The organism is Bacteroides sp. CACC 737 (genome assembly GCF_013874375.1).
In the GTDB taxonomy this organism is placed as follows: Bacteria; Bacteroidota; Bacteroidia; order Bacteroidales; family Bacteroidaceae; genus Bacteroides; species Bacteroides uniformis.
Genome location: NZ_CP059408.1, coordinates 3,787,167 through 3,805,966, shown reverse-complemented (window position 1 = coordinate 3,805,966; position 18,800 = coordinate 3,787,167). Strand labels below are relative to the sequence as shown.

Sequence of the window (18,800 nt, the reverse complement as noted above, 5' to 3'; positions counted from 1 at the left end):
GGAATATAATAACTGTTTATTCGTATACTTCCATTTCATAAATGCGCACATCTTTACCAGAAGCCGATTGCATGGGCTGTGTCACTAAAAGACGCAGGTAGCGAACACTTTCAGACTTATTTAGCGTGCGATTCAGTACATTCTTACCATTACCAGAAACATAGTCCAGTGTGCGCCATTCACCATTCTTGTCGCTCTTACCTTGCAGAAAGCAGGAGGAAGTGACGTAGGAATGGTTTTCGCCGGCAGCGTTCAGTAACTTCCAGCCATTAATGCTTCTTTCACCGCCCAAATCAAAGTCTACGTAGTGGGGCATTTCAGCAATAGCACACCACTTTGTGTTTTCGTCGCCATCTACCATGAAAGCCGGCTTCTCTTTCTCGTTCACATAGCTTGAATAGCCCATTACCATGTCCTGCTTCAGAATGTTCACTCTCTCTGTGGAGCTTTCCGTCTGATAGCGATTGCACTTGTTTGCCGTACGGAACAGTTCGGAAGCGGGACAAACAGAAGTAGCAGCAACATCAGTCAAAGTGGCGGCAAAAATAACAATATCCTTATTATCGGGCAATACCACCTCAGTAGCCTTTTCTGGCAGGTCTATTGCGAACTTAAACATGTAAGTGAACTCATACGGCTGATCGCCTTCACCGGAATGGCGGTGCGTACCCACATAGGCAACTTCAGCATCTTTCAGATAACCTTCCGTATGTCCGGTGTGCCCCCACTGACCGATGAAGCCAGTATAAGAAGGAACAATGACTTCCTGCACATACTTGCCTACGCGGAATATCCCCTTCACATCTTTATCAGAAGCGGCAGCAGCAAGGATATAGAGTCTGTTATAAGTACAGTCGGCGGGCAGTTTCAGTACATTGCCCTTGCAAGCCATACCATTCAGCTCTTCACGTGTCTCCAATTTGAAAGGCACTCCATGCACATTCATCTCGGCAGGTATCAATTCAGCAGCATAAGAATAACCAGACTCAAAGTTGGCAGCAGCCTTGAACTCGTTCCAACTGAAGCACTTCTTATCATAAACAAGGGGCAATGGTTCGGCCACCGTCTGCACCTTTTTATTGGAAGCAAAACGTACCTTGTAGGTCTTAATGCTGTTTGGATTGACTGACACTTCCAAGCGATTTCCACTGAATGTAGCCTTACCGATGGTCTTTTCCGTACCATCTGCTTCTACAGCAGCCACAAGGTTGTCGGCAAAGACAATCGAGGCTTTCTGCGCCTGCTTGCCTGCGGCTTCATACACGCGTACCACATATTCATCTGAACTTTCGGCTTTCTTTAAGGCTTTAATAAGTACATTCCGGTTATCGGAAAAAGCCAATGAATAGCTCTTACCTAATTCGCCGCGATGCTTTCCAACAACGAACGCCTTGATGCGCTGGTTCAGCAACTCAGCATTCTCGCGGGTTTGAACTACGTCCAAAGCGCCCACATGACCTACCAAGCTGTAAGTAAAGGTATGGTGACCGAAGTCCTGACGATCTTGATAAGCATAGTTCTTTTTTGTCTTCGGAGTGTGCAGCAAAGTGAGACGCAAGGTATTGTTATCAGGCTTGTCCCAGCCATATTTGCTGTCGTTCATGATGGAAACGCCATAAGAGCCGTTAGCGTCCGTCAAATCTGCCCAATATTGAGCGTATACTTCGTAAGCGGTCAAGATGTTGTTTCCTCTCTGCACGCTGCCTACGCCCAAGTCGTAAGTGGCCACCTCATTATTCAAATTGAGGGGAAACTCAGCCTTCAACAGAGCGTTGGTAGACTGCCAGTCCACTTCGTTAGTAAAGTCAATGCGGTGGGCCAATACACCTTCATACAAATGGATGTACTGGCGGAAAAAAGAATCATCGTGACGTTTCTCCACGCAGAGAGTCTTACGTAATGCACCGTTTTCGCAAAGAGTCACTTTCACATCCTCGGTGATGGAAATAGGAGTAGCGTCCACAGTCTCTTTCAATATCTCCCATGCCGGCCATTCGAATGACTTGTTTTCAGTGAAGAGGGCTAAACGAATAGCCTTACCAGCCTTTACCAATTCCTTGTTGTTTCTCTTGTCGAACAGTGAAGTAATGTCACCGTTCTCATTCAATGTCAGTTTGTAGAACGAATTTTCAACACTTGCAGCTTCAACAGCAGACATCTCTTTTCCTTCGCCGGAGAGGCGGACATCGTAAACTGCGTATCCATTGGCGGGTACAGTGGCTTCTACTAACAAGCGGACCTTTCCATCAGTATATGAAACCAACTGAGAAACCACCAACTTGCCTTGTTCGTTATATACAGCCACACTTTTGGGAAAACGGGAAGCCTCCACTTCGATGGTCACCACATCTGCAGCCTTGAAGCCCGAAGCGTTATAGAGCACTACGGGAATCCCCTTGACACGAGTATCAAGCTTGCCTGCCACACTTCCCACAGAATGAGTCAGGATACCGGAGAACTGTTTCAGAGAGAGAAGTTCATCGTTCCAAGAAAATTCATAGGCACGGGAAATGCTGGTACCAGTCAAATCATCGTGGAATTGGTGGAATATGAAGCGCTGCCAAGACTCCGTCAGGCTCTTACCAGGATATTCGGCAACCCCCAAAAGGGCAGCAGCCACAGAAGCACGTTCAGCGGCATCACCCAAAAGTTCATTTTGACGATTATAGAGTTTCATAGCAGCCTGTGAAGTGTAGCAGCCGGTTCCATGAACGTCCATCAGCAATTCACCGTCAAATACGGGGAGCTCGGGATGGCTGCCATAAGGCTGGTAATCCTTGAACAACTGGTCACTGGCTGCACTGATAATCTTCAACGGACCGTCTCCCTTGATACCTTTCTCCACGGAAGCCACAGAAGCGATGGTAGGTGAACCGCCCACATCACCTGTTCCATAGTAGCGGTAAACGGTATTCAGGGGAGTGCATTTGGAGAGTTCCATCAAATATTTATTTTCTGAAAGGTCTTCATTATCCCAACGACGACCGTAATCATATCCGTGAGCCAGCATGACGGACGCTCCATCCACTCCTTTCCACAGTCCGATGGTAAAGGGATGCTTGCTCTTACCGTAGAAAGGATTGTTACGCCAATCCAGCTTCTGTGAAGAGAAACCTATCAGTCCACAATGGGCAGCAACAGTAGGCAATGTCCAACCGAATCCGAAGCAATCGGGAAGGAAGATGTCGGTACTTTCTACCCCCAGCTCCTTACGATAGAACTCCTGCCCCAGCATAATGTTGCGAATAAACGATTCAACAGACGGCACCAAAGTGTCGGTAGCATCCCAACTGGCCCCACTCACATGCCATCGACCTGCCTTTACAAAAGCCTTCATCAGTTCGTATTCACGAGGATAATATTCCTTCATCCAAGCATATTTCACTCCACCTTCAAAATTAAAGATATAGTCGGGGTACTGGTTCAAAAGGAAAAGGTTCTGATTCAAGGTATTCCAAACATAATCCTTAATAGTAGTCTGAATGTCCCAGTTCCACTGCGTGTCCAAGTGGGCATCTGCCACCATGTACGCTTTTGCTTTCTTCGGTGCAACGGTCTGAGCCGATAATTGTCCTCCTGCAACGGCCAACATCACGGCTCCCGCTATCAGATGGGTCTTCCCCATCAGTATTCGTCTCTTTTTCATGGTTTTGTTATTATTGTTTTTTCGTAAAAGATAATGTCAATTCGATATAAACCACCGCATTCTTTGTTATAAATGTGCTGCCTCCTCTAGCCGCAAACCGCTCTTTCACCTTCTCTCTTTAGCCTCCATCCGGCAACAATAGTTTTCTGACATGTGGAATGTTGGTAACAAAAATAGCCCATCCTTCACTCTCATACTGTACAGATTCGCGACATAGATATGTAAAAAGTCGTCTGTGGCATGATTTTATATATTTATGTCATAAATAGCATACATTTCCTACAGAATACAAACTACTTTTGTATATTGTAAAAATCCAAAAGCTAAGAACATGAAAAAACAATTCCTACTCTCGGCAGTTCTCTGCCTCTCACTGACCGCTTTCGGACAGAAAGTACATCAACTGGCCTCACCCAGCGGAAACATCCGCATCTCGGTGGAGCTGACCGATCAAATCCAATATGATGTAACCCAAGGAAATCAAACACTGATGGACAACTGTGTCATTGGTCTGGAAACTGCCAACCACCAGCTGGGCATCCATCCTAAACTAAACAAAGTAGTACGCCAAAATGTAAACGAGGAACTGACTCCCATCGTACCCCTGAAATTCTCTACTATAACCAACCGCTACAACCAATTGCTACTGAAGTTTAAAGGAGGCTATTCAGTAGAGTTCCGTGCCTTTGATGACGGATTCGCCTACCGCTTCCTTACTGACCTGAAAGGCGAGCAAGAAATAATGAATGAAATCCTCCGCCTGAACTTTGTGGATGATTGCCTGCTACATCTTCAGCAACCTGACGGCTTTAAGACTTCCTATGAAGAAGAATATCGCCACCAAACAAGCAGCGAGTGGAAAAACTCCAATCGCATGGCTCTGCTTCCCCTTTTAGCCAGCACACCCAAAGGTGACAAAATCCTCATGAGTGAAACCAATCTGACAGACTATCCCGCCATGTTTCTGAAAAACGATGGACAAGGCGGCATTACCGCCGTCTTCCCCCGTCTGCCTCTTGAATTCGGAGAAGACGGTGACCGCAGTCTCAAGATTCTGAAAGAAGCCAACTGCATAGCCCGTACCGCAGGCAAGCGCAGTTATCCATGGCGTTACTTCGTCATTACCGACGATGACCGCAAACTTATAGAAAACACTCTATCCTATCGCCTCGCTGAAAAGAATGTCATAGAAAACACCTCTTGGATTAAACCAGGACTAGCCAGCTGGGAATGGTGGAACGGAGCCACACCCTACGGCCCCGACGTGGACTTCAAAGCAGGTTGCAACCTTGACACCTACAAATACTTCATCGACTTCGCATCCCACTACGGCGTAGAATATATAGTAATGGACGAAGGCTGGGCCATGAACACCCGCAACCCCTATAAACCCAATCCCTCGGTAGACATACACGAACTCATCCGCTACGGCAAAGAAAAAAACGTAGGCATTGTGTTATGGCTCACTTGGCTTACGGTAGAAAACCACTTTGACCTATTCGAAACTTTCGAAAAGTGGGGTGTGAAAGGCGTAAAGATAGATTTCATGGATCGTAGCGACCAATGGATGGTAAACTTCTATGAACGCGTAGCACATGAAGCCGCCAAACACCATCTCTTCGTTGACTTTCACGGTGCTTTCAAACCTGCCGGATTAGAATACAAATACCCAAACGTACTCTCCTACGAAGGCGTAAGAGGTATGGAGCAAATGGGCGGATGCCGTCCCGACAACAGTGTCTATTTCCCCTTCATACGCAACGCAGTAGGAGCCATGGACTATACTCCCGGCGCCATGCTTAGCATGCAGCCTGAAGTCTACCATTCCGAACGTCCCAATTCCGCCAGCATCGGCACACGTGCCTATCAGATGGCACTCTTTGTTCTTTTTGAAACCGGCCTGCAGATGATGGCAGACAATCCTACCCTCTATTATCGCAACGACGAGTGTACACGTTTCATCACCCAAGTACCCCAAACATGGGACGAAACCATCGCTCTCGAAGCCAAAGCAGGAGAATATGCCATCGTGGCCAAACGCAAAGGAGAACAATGGTATATAGGAGGCATGACCAACAACCGCGAACGTGAACGGGTCTTTAACATCTCCCTTGATTTCCTGCAAGAAGGAAAAAATTATCTCATGACCTCTTTTGAAGACGGCATCAACGCTGACCACCAAGCCATGGACTATCGCAAGCAAGAACAATCCTTGAAGAAAGGCGACCATATCACAGTCCGTTTGGCACGCAACGGTGGATTCGCTGCGGTCATTCGCTAATCATATCCATACCTATCTGCTCCGTACAAATACATTTCTAAGGATACGGAGCAGATACAAAGCAAACTGTAAGCCTACAACTAAAGAAATATATTGCAAATATTGACTGTTTCCACCTTAAAATATATCTTTGCAACTTAAAATCAATACAACAAGCCACATGAAAGACATATACTGGAAAGGCCATACGATTTTATTGCTTATCAGCCTCTTATGCTGTTTTCCGGATTTTGTGTACGCTTACAGCCTACGGCAATTCTCCAATAAAAACGGTCTTTCCAATAGTGCCATCCAATCCCTTTACCAAGATAGCCAAGGTGTACTATGGATAGGAACATGCGACGGACTGAACGTGTTTGACGGCAACAATATCCACCTATATACGCCCGTTGATGTGTCACGCAACCTATTGTCAGGCAACATTATCAGCCAGATCGTAGAATCAGAGCCAGGCATACTGTGGTTACAAACCAACTACGGGTTAGACAGATTGGATACATACCGACAGACCTGCCGGACCTTTACCGAATTCAAGGACAACATCTTCTTGGCACGAAGCAACAACAAGTGCATGTTAGTGCTGAAAGATGACGGAAATCTGTATCACTACCAACAAGAGAACCAGAAATTTCTCCAGTTAAACATCTCTTCCATGGATTTTAATAAAGTACTGTCCATGACCATTGATTCCAACAACCTGCTTTGGATATTCGCAACTGGAAACAACACTCGTTGCTATCGTCTGAACCACACGGGAAAAAGCGTGACACTGATTCCGGAAAAGCCATTTGGACATCACGGCTTGAAGCATGCCTTCATCGGAGAAGATTCAGCCTACTTCATTGATGAAACCTATGCCCTCTACGAATATAGTTTCAGCAACCGACAGTGTTACTACATTGCCGACCTGAAAGACGAAATAGAAAAACGAGGTGAAGTATCTTCCATCATCAAACGAGAAAATGACTTCTGTATCGGTTTCAAAAGCAGCGGCTTGATAGTACTGAAATATGAAGCAAACCAAAAGATTAAATACCGTATAGAATACACTGAAATACAGTCGGGCATCTTCTGTCTGATGAAAGACAAATTTCAAGATATCGTATGGGTAGCTACCGACGGAGAAGGGTTATACATGCTTTACAATGACACATTCACCATGACCAACACCCTGCTCAACACTCCCGCATATCAGGTGAACAACCCGGTACGCAGCCTTTACCTCGACCCACAGCAAACCTTATGGATAGGAACCAAAGGCAGTGGCATATTGCGTATACCGAATTATCTTGTCAACAATACACCCGAAAAACATGATCGTCTCATCACCGGTAACAGCACATTGACCGACAACTCCGTCTACTGTTTTGCACCCGGTGGAAAAGACCGACTTTGGATAGGTACGGAAAACGGAATCAATTATTATTCCTACTCTACCCACCAATTGAAAGAACTGGCGGTACAAGCCAATGGAACCAAAGTGAAATATGTGCACTCCATTGATCAAACCAATGACAGTACACTTTGGATTTCCACCGTGGGCGAAGGAATCGTAAAGGTGACATTAGAAAATCAGAGAAAAGATCCTATTGTGAAGCATGCTACACGGACTTTGGTGAGTAACGGACATATGGCATCAAACTATTTTTTCACCTCCTACCGTGAAAGCAGCTCTACGCTGTGGTTCGGGAACAGAGGGCTCGGAGCCTACCGCATTGATGTACGTACTGGAGAAATGGCACAGTTCCGCTTCAACAACTTGGTAAACAGCCAAACCGCCAACGATGTGTTCGCCATACACAAAAACGAGCAAGGCTACTGGCTGGGCACTGGATCAGGGCTTCTCCGCTTCTACTCAAACGAAGACGGAAACCCAGACAGCATCAGTGCAAAGCTCTACACCAACAGCACCGTACATGGTATCTTGGAGGACAACCGAGGCAATCTCTGGGTGAGTACCAATCAAGGATTAATGAGACTCAATCCCCAAGAACAGACCAAGCAGACCTACAACAACGGAAACGGACTGGCCGTGACCGAATTTAGTGATGGAGCCTTCTACAAAGACAATGCTACGGGAATCCTTTTCTTTGGAGGTGTAAACGGCTTCGTCACCGTGAAGCCCGATTCTTACATCACCACGGACTATATGCCCGAAATCAGCCTGAAAGGACTTTCCATCTTCGGTAAGGAATACAACCTGCATGACTTTTTACATTACAAAGACGGGAAGCCCGTGCTACAACTGGACTACAAACACAACTTCTTCCAGCTCAACTTCCGGATAACAGACTACATTAACGGAAACGACTATTTCTACTCCTATAAACTAAAGGAAGCAAGCGACCAATGGATAGAAAACGGAGTTTCACCCAATGCCATCTTCTCCAACCTTTCCCCCGGAGAATACACTCTGTTTGTGAAATACCGCAACAACATCAACGGTAAAGAAAGCCATCCGCAAGCCTTCACCATTTACATCGCTCCTCCCTGGTATCTCAGTACCTGGGCCTATGTGGGCTACTTTTTGTTAGGGTTACTATTATGTACAGGCATAGTCGCCTATGCATTCTATACCTACCGCCTGAAGCGGCAGCACATGATGAAGAAAATGGAACGACAGAAAAAAGAGGAAGTCTATGAATCAAAACTACGCTTCTTCACCAACATCACCCACGAGTTTTGCACCCCCCTCACCCTGATTCAGGGACCGTGCGAGAAGATACTCACCCACAAGGAGACAGATATCTACACGCACCGCTACGCCAAGATGATTCAGCAAAATGTGGAAAAGCTGAATGGTCTCATTGTGGAATTGCTGGAGTTCAGAAGACTGGAAACGGAAAACAAAATGCTCTCCATACAGCCGCAACCTGTTTCCGAAAAGTTAAGGGACATCGCCGAATCCTTCGGTGACATGGCGGAAAACAGAGAAATGAACTACTGCCTTGACATAGCCCCCGAACTGACATGGAACACCGACCTGAGCTGCTTCAACAAAATAGCCGGAAACCTCATATCCAACGCTTTCAAGTACACACCCGACAAGGGGAACATCAGCGTAACATTGTACACGAAAAACGAACGTCTTATTTTGAAGATAGCCAATACCGGCAAAGGCATCACACCGGAAAATCTCGGAAAGATATTCGACCGCTATAAGATTCTCGACTCCGTGGAGATGAACGGCAAAAACTCAAGAAACGGACTGGGGTTGGCCATCTGCAAAAACATGGTGACCCTGTTGGAAGGAGACATAAACATCGAAAGCACACCGGGCGAACTGACCATCTTCACTGTAAGCCTTCCCTCGCTCCCCCCCAACGGACAAGAAGTACCGCAAACTGCATACGAAGCGGCTTCTCCAAGCATTCCCACCGAAGAAGTGCAAGAATTGCCCGAAAAATACACCCAAGAATTCGACGCAAACAAGCAGACGGTCATGGTGATAGATGATGACCCTTCCATGCTGTGGTTCGTATCCGAAATATTCACAGAGAAATACAACGTACTCTCTTTCAATAATGCCCAAAAGGCATTAGACAGCCTGGAGCAACGACAGCCAGATCTCATCATCTCAGACGTGATGATGCCCGATATAGATGGGTTATCCTTCACCTCCACCATCAAGCAACACAAGCTGTGGAGCCATATTCCCCTAATCCTGCTCTCAGCACTGCATCACGAAGACGACCAAGTAAAAGGACTGGAATCGGGGGCGGATGCCTATGTCACCAAGCCTTTCAATGTGAAATATTTGGAAAAGATGGTCTATCATCTCATCCGCCGCGAAGAAAACCTGAAGGAATATTATAGTTCGGCACTCAGCACCTTTACCTGGAAAGAAGGAAGCTGCTTGCACAAAGAAGAACAAGAATTCTTAGAGAAAATGACAGAAGTCATTGAAAAGAACTTAGCCAATCCAGACCTGCAAGTAGAACTTTTGAGTAAGGAAATGGGCTACAGCAGCCGGCAGTTCTACCGCAAACTGAAACCACTTACTGACAAATCGCCTGCCGACATCATCAAAGAATACCGCCTCTCCACGGCGGAACGCTTGTTAGTCTCCAGCAACTTCACCATCGAAGAGCTGATGGACCGCACGGGATTCACCAACCGAAGCACTTTCTATAAAGCTTTTTCACAACGTTACGGAATGCCACCCCGTCAATACTGCGAACAGCAAAAGAAGAACGTGAAGGAAGGACAGGAAATCACTAATACTTAATCATCTTATACCATCTGTATTTATGAAAAGAAGCTCTTTTTTGAGTATCGCATTCACCGGGCTGCTTGCTACCGCAACAGCACAAACTCACGAACAACCCGAATGGAATGACCTGAACATTTCGGGAGTGAACAAAGAAACGGCATGCCAAACCGCTATTCCCTTTGCCGACGAAGGACAAGCCCTACGCCTGAGCATCGAGGAATCCCCCTATTATCAAACTCTGAACGGTACATGGAAATTCCATTGGGTGGCCGACCCCGAAAAACGGCCGAAGGATTTCTTCAAGCCCGACTACGACGTAAGTGGCTGGGATAACATCAAAGTGCCCGCCACATGGCAGATAGAGGCTGTACGCCATAATAAGCCCTGGGACAAGCCTTTGTATTGTAATACCATTTACCCTTTCTGTGATTACAGTAAAGGAGTACAATGGCCCAACGTCATCCAACCTCGCCCGGCAGACTATACTTTTGCCAACATGCCCAATCCCGTAGGCAGTTACCGACGTGAATTCACTTTGCCCACATCTTGGAAGGGCAGAGATGTATTTATTCGCTTCAATGGAGTGGAAGCAGGTTTCTATCTTTGGTTGAACGGTAAAAAAGTGGGCTATTCAGAAGACAGCTACTTACCTGCCGAGTTCAATCTGACTCCCTATTTACAAGAAGGAAAAAACACATTGGCAGTTGAAGTGTACCGTTTCACCGATGGAAGTTTTCTTGAATGTCAAGATTTCTGGCGGTTCAGCGGTATCTTCCGCGATGTATTCCTATGGTCAGCACCACGCACGCAAATTAGGGACTTCTTCTTCCGAACCGACTTGGACGGAGATTATCGTAATGCTACAGTTTTTTTGGACGTGGAAATCACCGGTAAGAAAAGTTCTGCCGAACTCATAGTGAAGCTCTCCGACACAGAAGGAAAGGAAGTGCTATCACGCACTATCCACGCCACAAAAATAGGTAGTACCCATCTGGAATTCGATGTGAAGAACCCACTGAAATGGACAGCCGAAACACCCAGCCTCTACAACCTGACCCTGACCCTAAAACAGAAAGGAAAAGTGACAGACCTACGTAGTGTAAAGGTAGGCTTCCGCGAAATAGAGTTTGCCAAAAACGGACAACTGCTGATTAACGGCAAACCCACTCTTTTCAAAGGTGTCAACCGCCACGATCACAGCCCATTGAATGGCCGTACCGTCTCCAAAGAAGAGATGGAAAAGGACGTACAACTAATGAAAGCGCTGAACGTAAATGCTGTCCGTACCTCCCATTACCCCAACAACCCTTACTTTTACGACCTATGCGACCGCTATGGCATCTATGTATTGGCAGAAGCCAATGTAGAGTGCCACGGCGAAATGCGTCTCTCACACGAGCCACAGTGGGAAAAATCATTCACCGAGCGCAACGAGAACCAAGTGAAACGTTTCCGTAACCACGCTTCCATCGTAATGTGGTCCATGGGCAACGAATCGGGAAACGGAAACAACTTCTCCACTGCTGAAAAGGCCATCAAACGTTTGGATACTACCCGCCCCACCCACTACGAGGGAAACAGTTCCTTCTGCGACGTGACCAGTTGCATGTACCCAAGTGTGGACTGGCTGGAAAACGTAGGCCGTGAACGATTGGAGAAAATACAAAAGGGCGAGATCGTGAAACCTCACGTAGTATGCGAGTATGCCCATGCCATGGGAAATTCCATAGGAAACTTCAAGGAATACTGGGAAACCTACGAACGCTATCCGGCACTCATCGGAGGTTTCATTTGGGATTGGGTGGACCAAAGCCTGCGTATGCCCACTCCCGACGGCAAAGGCTTCTACATGGCCGTAGGCGGTGACTTTGGTGACAAGCCCAACGACGGTAACTTCTGTACCAACGGCGTCATCTTCTCCGACCGTACATTATCTGCCAAATCCTATGAAATGAAGAAGATACATCAACCCATCCGCATAGAAGCATTAGGGAATGGCAAATATAGAATCAGCAACAAGCGATTCCATGCCAATATGGAAGACCTCTACGGGAGATACGAAATAACGGAAGATGGAAGGACCGTCTGCTCAGGCAATCTGGAAGATTTGAAGCTGGAAGCACAGGCAAGCAAAGTCATCACCCTGCCAGACATACCCGCAACGAAGGTACCCGGAGCAGAATACTTTATCAATTTCAGTTTCTGCCAAAAAAGAGATACCGAATGGGCAAAAGCCGACTACGAGGTAGCCACCGAACAATTCAAGCTATCAAGCAGCGAGAAACCTATATTCGTACCCGAAAAAGGAAACATCAATCTAAACGAAACTGCCGACGCATTGGTGGTGAAAGGTGAACGTTTTGAAGCTGTCTTCTCCAAGGAAGAAGGAACTTTATCGGCATATACATTGAATAATATCCCCCTGATAAGTAAAGGACTCGAACTGAACCTCTTCCGTGCTCCCACCGACAACGATAAACAGGTAAGTGGCGATTGGCAACGCAAAGGCCTTTACCAGCTGCAAGCGGAAACCGGCAAATGGGAAACCCACCAAGAAGAGGACAGAATAACCCTGCACATCCGGAACTGCCACAAAGGTAAACTCGGTTTTGAGTATCGCACAGAAATAGAATACACCGTAAATGCCGATGGTTCCATCATGGTGAACAGTGTCATCATCCCGGTATCCGACAGCGAAATCATTCCGCGTGTGGGCTATCGAATGGAACTGCCCGAAGGCTTCGAGCGTATGCGTTGGTATGGACGTGGCCCATGGGAAAACTACGTAGACCGCAAGGATGCCACCCCAATAGGCGTATACGAAAGTACAGTATCCGACCAATGGGTGAACTATGTAAAGCCTCAGGAGATGGGTAACCATGAAGAGGTACGCTGGATTTCCATCACCAACGCCGACGGTATGGGCTTCGTTTTCGTGGCAGGCGACCAAATGGCGGCTTCTGCCCTGCATGTCAGAGCACAAGACATGGCAGACCCCGACCATCTGCAAAAACTGATTCACAAATACGACATCCCGATGCGCAAGGAGACAGTTCTTTGTCTTGATGCCCACAATCGTCCTCTGGGCAACGCAAGCTGCGGTCCAGGCCCGATGAAAAAATACGAACTGCAAGCAACTCCCGTAGCATTCAGCTTCATCATGATGCCTTTGGAAAGAAGCTACACGCAAAGTGAGCTTACCAAGAAAGCACGCGTACAGATGCCTGCATGCATGCCCGTAATGGTAGAACGCGATAACAACGGTTACCTGCAAATGAGTACCGGAACTCCGGACGCGACCATCTTCTACAGCCTTAACGGTAACGAATACCGGGAATACACAGCTCCATTCGAGTTCATTGACGGTGGAAAGATACAAACATACGCTGTTTCTGGAAAATTAGGCAAGAGCCTGGTCACTACTATGGAACTACCCATATTCGTAGACCACTCGGCATGGAAGGTGGTCTCCTCCAGCAGCGACAGCCAAGGAGAAGAGGCGCAAAACGCCATCGATGGAGACCCTTCCACGTATTGGCACACCCGTTGGCACGAACCCATTCCAGAGTTTCCACACAGCATTGTGGTAGACATGGCTTCCCTACTGGTAGTGGACAAATTCATCTACACAGCACGACATTCCAATGATAACGGACACGTCAAAGACTACGAGCTAAGCTTCAGCAAAGACGGAAAAAATTGGGAAAGCACCGTCAAAGGTACATTCTCCAATCTGACGTCTGCCCAAACCATAACATTGGAAACACCCGTCACTGCCCGTCACTTCAAATTCGTTCCCTTGTCCGAAATGCACGGCAGGAAATGGGCTTCGGCAGCCGAACTGAATGTGAGCATCCTGAAAAACATCAGCGGAGCATCCCAGAGACAAATAGTGGTCTCCGTAGACAGCGATGCAGACAACAGCATGAAGCTGGCGGCAGACGGTAACATAAACACCTATTGGCACACGGTACACAACCAATTCTACATAGCTCCCTACCCTCATGAGATACATCTTTCCCTATCCAAAGAGGCCACTATAAAGGGTATCCGCTACACTCCGCGACAAGATAGCGAAGAAGGACGGATAGCTTCCTATGAAGTATATGCAAGCAAAGATGGAAAAAATTGGGGGCAGCCCATTATCTATGGCACCTTCCATATAGGTACAGCAACGCAAACTATAGAATTTACTCCTTACCGGGCACGTTATGTGAAACTATTGGGATTATCGGCCCATGACAAAGGAAAGAAAGCTGCCATAGCAGAATTAGAGATAATCTTGGAAGAATAATTTTAGAGGAAAAACTATTAACCATGGAGTTTCAGGGCTTGTGCAAAAACTTGTACAAGTCCTGAAATTCCACGTTTTCTCCTATAAGTAAAAATCACTTTCCCTTCACTATCCGCTTAATATCATTCAGCTTGTTCAGCGCCTCCAGCGGCGTCAAGTTATTCACATCCAGATTCAGTATCTCATCGCGTATCTGGCACAGCACCGGGTCGTCGAGCTGAAAGAAGCTGAGCTGCATACCACCGCGTGTCTCTCCCACTTCCACCATCGGTTTGCTGGAAATCCCCTGCTGGCGGTTGTCTGTTTCCAGTTGTTTCAGAATGTCATTGGCACGCTTCACGATGCTTTTGGGCATACCCGCCATTTTGGCTACATGAATACCGAAGGAGTGTTCGCTGCCACCGCGCTCCAATTTGCGCAGGAAGATGACTTTGTTATCTATCTCCTTCACCGAAACGTTGTAGTTCTTAATACGCTTGAAGCTTTTCTCCATCTCGTTCAACTCATGGTAGTGCGTGGCAAACAAGGTGCGTGCCTTCGCCTTTGGATGCTCATGGATATGCTCCACAATCGCCCAGGCGATGGAAATACCGTCGTACGTAGAAGTACCGCGTCCCAGCTCGTCGAACAGCACCAGGCTGCGGGGAGAAAGGTTGTTCAATATATCCGCCGCCTCGTTCATCTCCACCATAAAGGTAGACTCGCCCACGGAAATATTATCGCTGGCACCCACACGGGTGAATATCTTATCCACCAAACCGATATGGGCACTCTCCGCAGGCACGAAACTGCCGATTTGAGCCAGCAGCGTAATCAGCGCCGTCTGCCTCAGCAAAGCGGACTTACCCGCCATGTTGGGACCCGTAATGATGATAATCTGCTGCGTCTGGCTGTCCAGCATCACATCGTTGGCAATATACTTCTCGCCGATGGGGAGCTGCTTCTCAATGACCGGATGCCGTCCCTGATGGATTTCCAGCACGTCGTCGTCGGCAATGACGGGGCGTATATAGTTGTTCTCGCGCGCCGCTGTGGCAAAGGAGAGCAGGCAGTCCAACCGTGCTATCTGGTTCGCATTGATTTGAATGGCAGGAATGAACTCGCTCAAAGATTGTACCAGCTCTGCATAGAGTTGTGTTTCCAGTACCAGTATCTTGTCCTCCGCGCCGAGAATCTTCTCCTCGTACTCCTTCAATTCCTGGGTAATATAGCGCTCGGCATTGGCAAGGGTCTGTTTGCGTATCCACTCTGCCGGCACCTTGTCCTTATGCGTGTTGCGCACCTCAATGTAGTAGCCGAAGACATTGTTGTAGCCTATCTTCAAGCTGGGAATCTCTGTCAGTTCGCTCTCGCGCTGCTGTATCTGCAACAGATAATCCTTGCCGGAGTAGGCAATCCGGCGCAACTCGTCCAGCTCGGCACTGACACCGGATTTGATGACACCTCCCTTATTAATCAATAACGGCGGGTCATTGTCTATCTCCCGGTCAATGCGGTCGCGGATAAACTGGCAGATATTCAACTGCTCGCCTATATGGTTCAAGCTGGCATTATCGGCATCCATGCAAGCCGCCTTGATGGGTTCTATCGCCTGCAAAGCCACCTTCAGCGCCACCACCTCACGCGGAGAGACACGCCCTACCGCCACTTTGGAGATGATGCGTTCCAAGTCGCCAATCAAATGCAACTGCTCTTCTATCAACTCTTTGAAATCAGGCTGGCGGAAAAAGTATTCCACCACATTCAGCCGCTCGTTAATCGGCTGCACGTCCTTCAACGGGAATACCAGCCAGCGTTTCAGCAGGCGGGCACCCATCGGGCTGATGGTCTTGTCTATCACATTCAGCAGACTACTGCCACCGTCGTTCATCGACCCCATCAACTCCAGGCTGCGCACCGTGAACTTATCCAGGCGGACATACTTATCCTCCTCGATGCGTGCCAGCGAAGTGACATGCCCTATCTGCGTATGCTGCGTCATGATGAGGTATTGCAGGATGGCTCCCGAAGCGATGATACCGTTCTTGAGATGCTCCACACCGAAGCCTTTCAAGTTCTTCACCTCGAAATGCTTCAGCAGCTTTTCGCGGGCAGATGTCTCGGTAAACACCCAGTCGTCCAACTCGAAGGTGAAGAACTTGCTGCCGAAGTTTCCTTCGAACATCAGCCGCTTGCCACGCTCGAAAAGCACCTCTTTGGGGGCAAAGTTGTTCAGCAGCTTGTCCACATAGTCGAAAGGTCCTTCCGCCGTCAGAAATTCGCCCGTAGATATGTCCAGGAAAGCCACACCGCAGGCACCCTTACCGAAATGCACGGCAGCCAGGAAGTTGTTCTCCCGGTAGTTCAGCACATTGTCGTTGATGGAAACTCCCGGCGTCACCAGCTCCGTGATGCCGCGCTTCACCAGTTTCTTCGTCAGCTTCGGGTCCTCCAACTGGTCGCAGATGGCCACACGCTTGCCGGCACGTATCAGCTTGGGCAGATAGGTGTCGAGCGCATGATGCGGGAAACCCGCCATTTCGATGGTTTTCCCCTTGCCATTGGCACGTTTGGTCAAGGTAATACCGAGGATTTCGGACGCGACGACGGCATCGGTGGAATAGGTTTCATAGAAGTCACCACAACGAAACAGCATGACAGCATCGGGATGCTTTGCCTTCAAGTCGAGGAACTGCTTCATCATCGGGGTAAGGACAATATCTTCGTGCATACAAGTCTTTAATTTTTAATTTCCAAAGCTTTGAGCCAAGAGAGCAGGAAATCGTCAAGTAAGACCCAAAACTTAATGTGACAAAGATAATTCTTTTTTAGAAAACAGCCACGGAGAGGCTTCAAAACCTTAGCAAGCCTTAACAAAGAGACGCATTTCCCTAAAACATGTTATAAAACAGTCTTTTTTATTTGCTTTATTTGGAGATAAGCAAAAAGTTCGTACCTTTGCAATGTGTTTTTCATAGTATTAGATTTAAGGTTAACAAAGGTTGGAGTACAGCGGTACTCCTTTTTTTATGCCCATACCTTTCGTATCTTTCCCCTTTTCCCTTACAAAAGTACATATTCACTCGGCGAAACGCCCTTTATCTTCTTGAAAACCTTGTTCATGCGATCCCAACAAGGATGAGCAACAGTTGTCTCCCATTTACTACATTCCCTATTTAAGCAACAATTCCTGCAATACTGCATTTTAAATTCTTGCTTACTAAAACTTATTCGTCCGACAGCCGTTGAATTATCGTCCGACAATTGTCGGACGATAATTCAACGGCTGTCGGACGATAATTCAACAAGTATCGGACGAATAAATCTTAGCAAATAGAGAGATAGATGGCTTACCGCTTGATTTATTTGTGATTATCCGCGCACACAATCAGTACCTCCCCAAAAGAATCAAGTTGCCAATGGGGTCTCATAGAGATTGTCATTGCAACTTCAGGAATGGCAACGTATTTCCACCGGTAGACAACGGCAATTTCCCGTCCCATTTCTCCACAGCCTTTAGTTGAATCAATTCCGGCGTGATGCTTTGTTGAAGGATACGGTTGGCATCTGCCTTACCCTTGGCGGCAGCTACTACCTTTTCCGCCTCGGCTATAGCGGCTTTCTTTTCATTCTCCACCTTCAAGGCATTCTGCACAGCAGTATTCTTTTCGTCAATGGCAGCTTGCAGCACATCGTTGGGTTTCACGGACGACTGTATGTTGGTAAACGTAAAGCCACGGGTACTGAGACGCTCCTTCAGTAATGCCTCCACCTCCTTCTCGAAAGCCGGACGGTTGTTGATGAGCGAATCCGTCTCATAGAGTCCTGCCACGTCCTTATAAGCGTTCTTCACTTCCGTCAGGATAACACTCTGTTCCAATTCTTCGGTAGTCTTGCGATAGCGTAGAAAAACTACTTTGGCATCCTCCCGCTCAATGAAGTATTCTATAGTAGGGTCTGTCTTGAAGATGGTTCCCTTCTTGTCCTGAATGTCGAAAGGTTCGTAGTCTACAATCTGCGCAAATGCAGGATATTCGAATAGCTGCTTGGCAAAACGGTTGTAAACCACCCATCCGGTTTCCACCTTGGCATCATCTACTCCACGCTCACTACCGGCCAGATTGACGATGATGCCCGTCTGTCCCGAATCAATACGCTCCACGGCAAACATGACCAAGAACAATACTATAATTCCAATGACTGCGACTCCTGCCGCGCCTACTCTCACTGTTGATTTGTTTGTGACTTTCATGGTGTTTTCTGTTAGTTTAATGAGTGAATAATGCTCCAAAGATATTTATAATTGTTTGTTCAAGAAAGGCAATCCGGTTATTTTTGGAGAGAACATTACCTAAAGACAAGGCCTCCCTCCACGGCTTTCTCATTT

The 18,800-nt window shown here is 47.3% G+C and carries 6 protein-coding genes; 3 read left to right on the top strand and 3 right to left on the bottom strand.

The features are described from left to right. Positions 1-16: 16 nt before the first annotated feature. Complete coding sequence (locus H1A11_RS15900; RefSeq protein ID WP_181757438.1) at positions 17-3,646, bottom strand: glycoside hydrolase family 38 C-terminal domain-containing protein; 3,630 nt, start codon at positions 3,644-3,646, stop codon at positions 17-19. Between the two features lie 331 nt (positions 3,647-3,977). On the opposite strand from H1A11_RS15900, the gene H1A11_RS15895 reads away from it, so the two are divergent. From H1A11_RS15895 to H1A11_RS15885, 3 genes are all read left to right on the top strand, one after another. Further along, the gene (locus H1A11_RS15895; protein WP_098031903.1) at positions 3,978-5,927 is read left to right on the top strand and encodes a glycoside hydrolase family 97 protein; all 1,950 of its coding nucleotides are present in this window, start codon (positions 3,978-3,980) and stop codon (positions 5,925-5,927) included. A 160-nt stretch (positions 5,928-6,087) separates the two neighbouring features. Continuing rightward, the gene (locus tag H1A11_RS15890; protein ID WP_181757437.1) at positions 6,088-10,155 is read left to right on the top strand and encodes a hybrid sensor histidine kinase/response regulator transcription factor; all 4,068 of its coding nucleotides are present in this window, start codon (positions 6,088-6,090) and stop codon (positions 10,153-10,155) included. 22 nt (positions 10,156-10,177) lie between these two features. Further along, the gene (locus H1A11_RS15885) at positions 10,178-14,434 is read left to right on the top strand and encodes a glycoside hydrolase family 2 TIM barrel-domain containing protein (RefSeq protein WP_181757436.1); all 4,257 of its coding nucleotides are present in this window, start codon (positions 10,178-10,180) and stop codon (positions 14,432-14,434) included. A gap of 94 nt (positions 14,435-14,528) precedes the next feature. Here the strand turns inward: H1A11_RS15885 and mutS are convergent, their stop codons facing one another. Next, positions 14,529-17,144, bottom strand: a complete 2,616-nt coding sequence (gene mutS / locus H1A11_RS15880) for a DNA mismatch repair protein MutS (RefSeq protein ID WP_005833942.1) — start codon at positions 17,142-17,144, stop codon at positions 14,529-14,531. A gap of 708 nt (positions 17,145-17,852) precedes the next feature. Next, the gene (locus tag H1A11_RS15875) at positions 17,853-18,665 is read right to left on the bottom strand and encodes an SPFH domain-containing protein (RefSeq protein WP_005824816.1); all 813 of its coding nucleotides are present in this window, start codon (positions 18,663-18,665) and stop codon (positions 17,853-17,855) included. Positions 18,666-18,800: the final 135 nt, after the last annotated feature.

Coding starts and splice junctions, on each gene's coding strand:
- H1A11_RS15890 (WP_181757437.1), top strand. CDS start 6,088: ATGAAAGACATATACTGGAAAGGCCATACGATTTTATTGCTTATCAGC.
- H1A11_RS15900 (WP_181757438.1), bottom strand. CDS start 3,646: ATGAAAAAGAGACGAATACTGATGGGGAAGACCCATCTGATAGCGGGA.
- H1A11_RS15875 (WP_005824816.1), bottom strand. CDS start 18,665: ATGAAAGTCACAAACAAATCAACAGTGAGAGTAGGCGCGGCAGGAGTC.
- H1A11_RS15885 (WP_181757436.1), top strand. CDS start 10,178: ATGAAAAGAAGCTCTTTTTTGAGTATCGCATTCACCGGGCTGCTTGCT.
- mutS (WP_005833942.1), bottom strand. CDS start 17,144: ATGCACGAAGATATTGTCCTTACCCCGATGATGAAGCAGTTCCTCGAC.
- H1A11_RS15895 (WP_098031903.1), top strand. CDS start 3,978: ATGAAAAAACAATTCCTACTCTCGGCAGTTCTCTGCCTCTCACTGACC.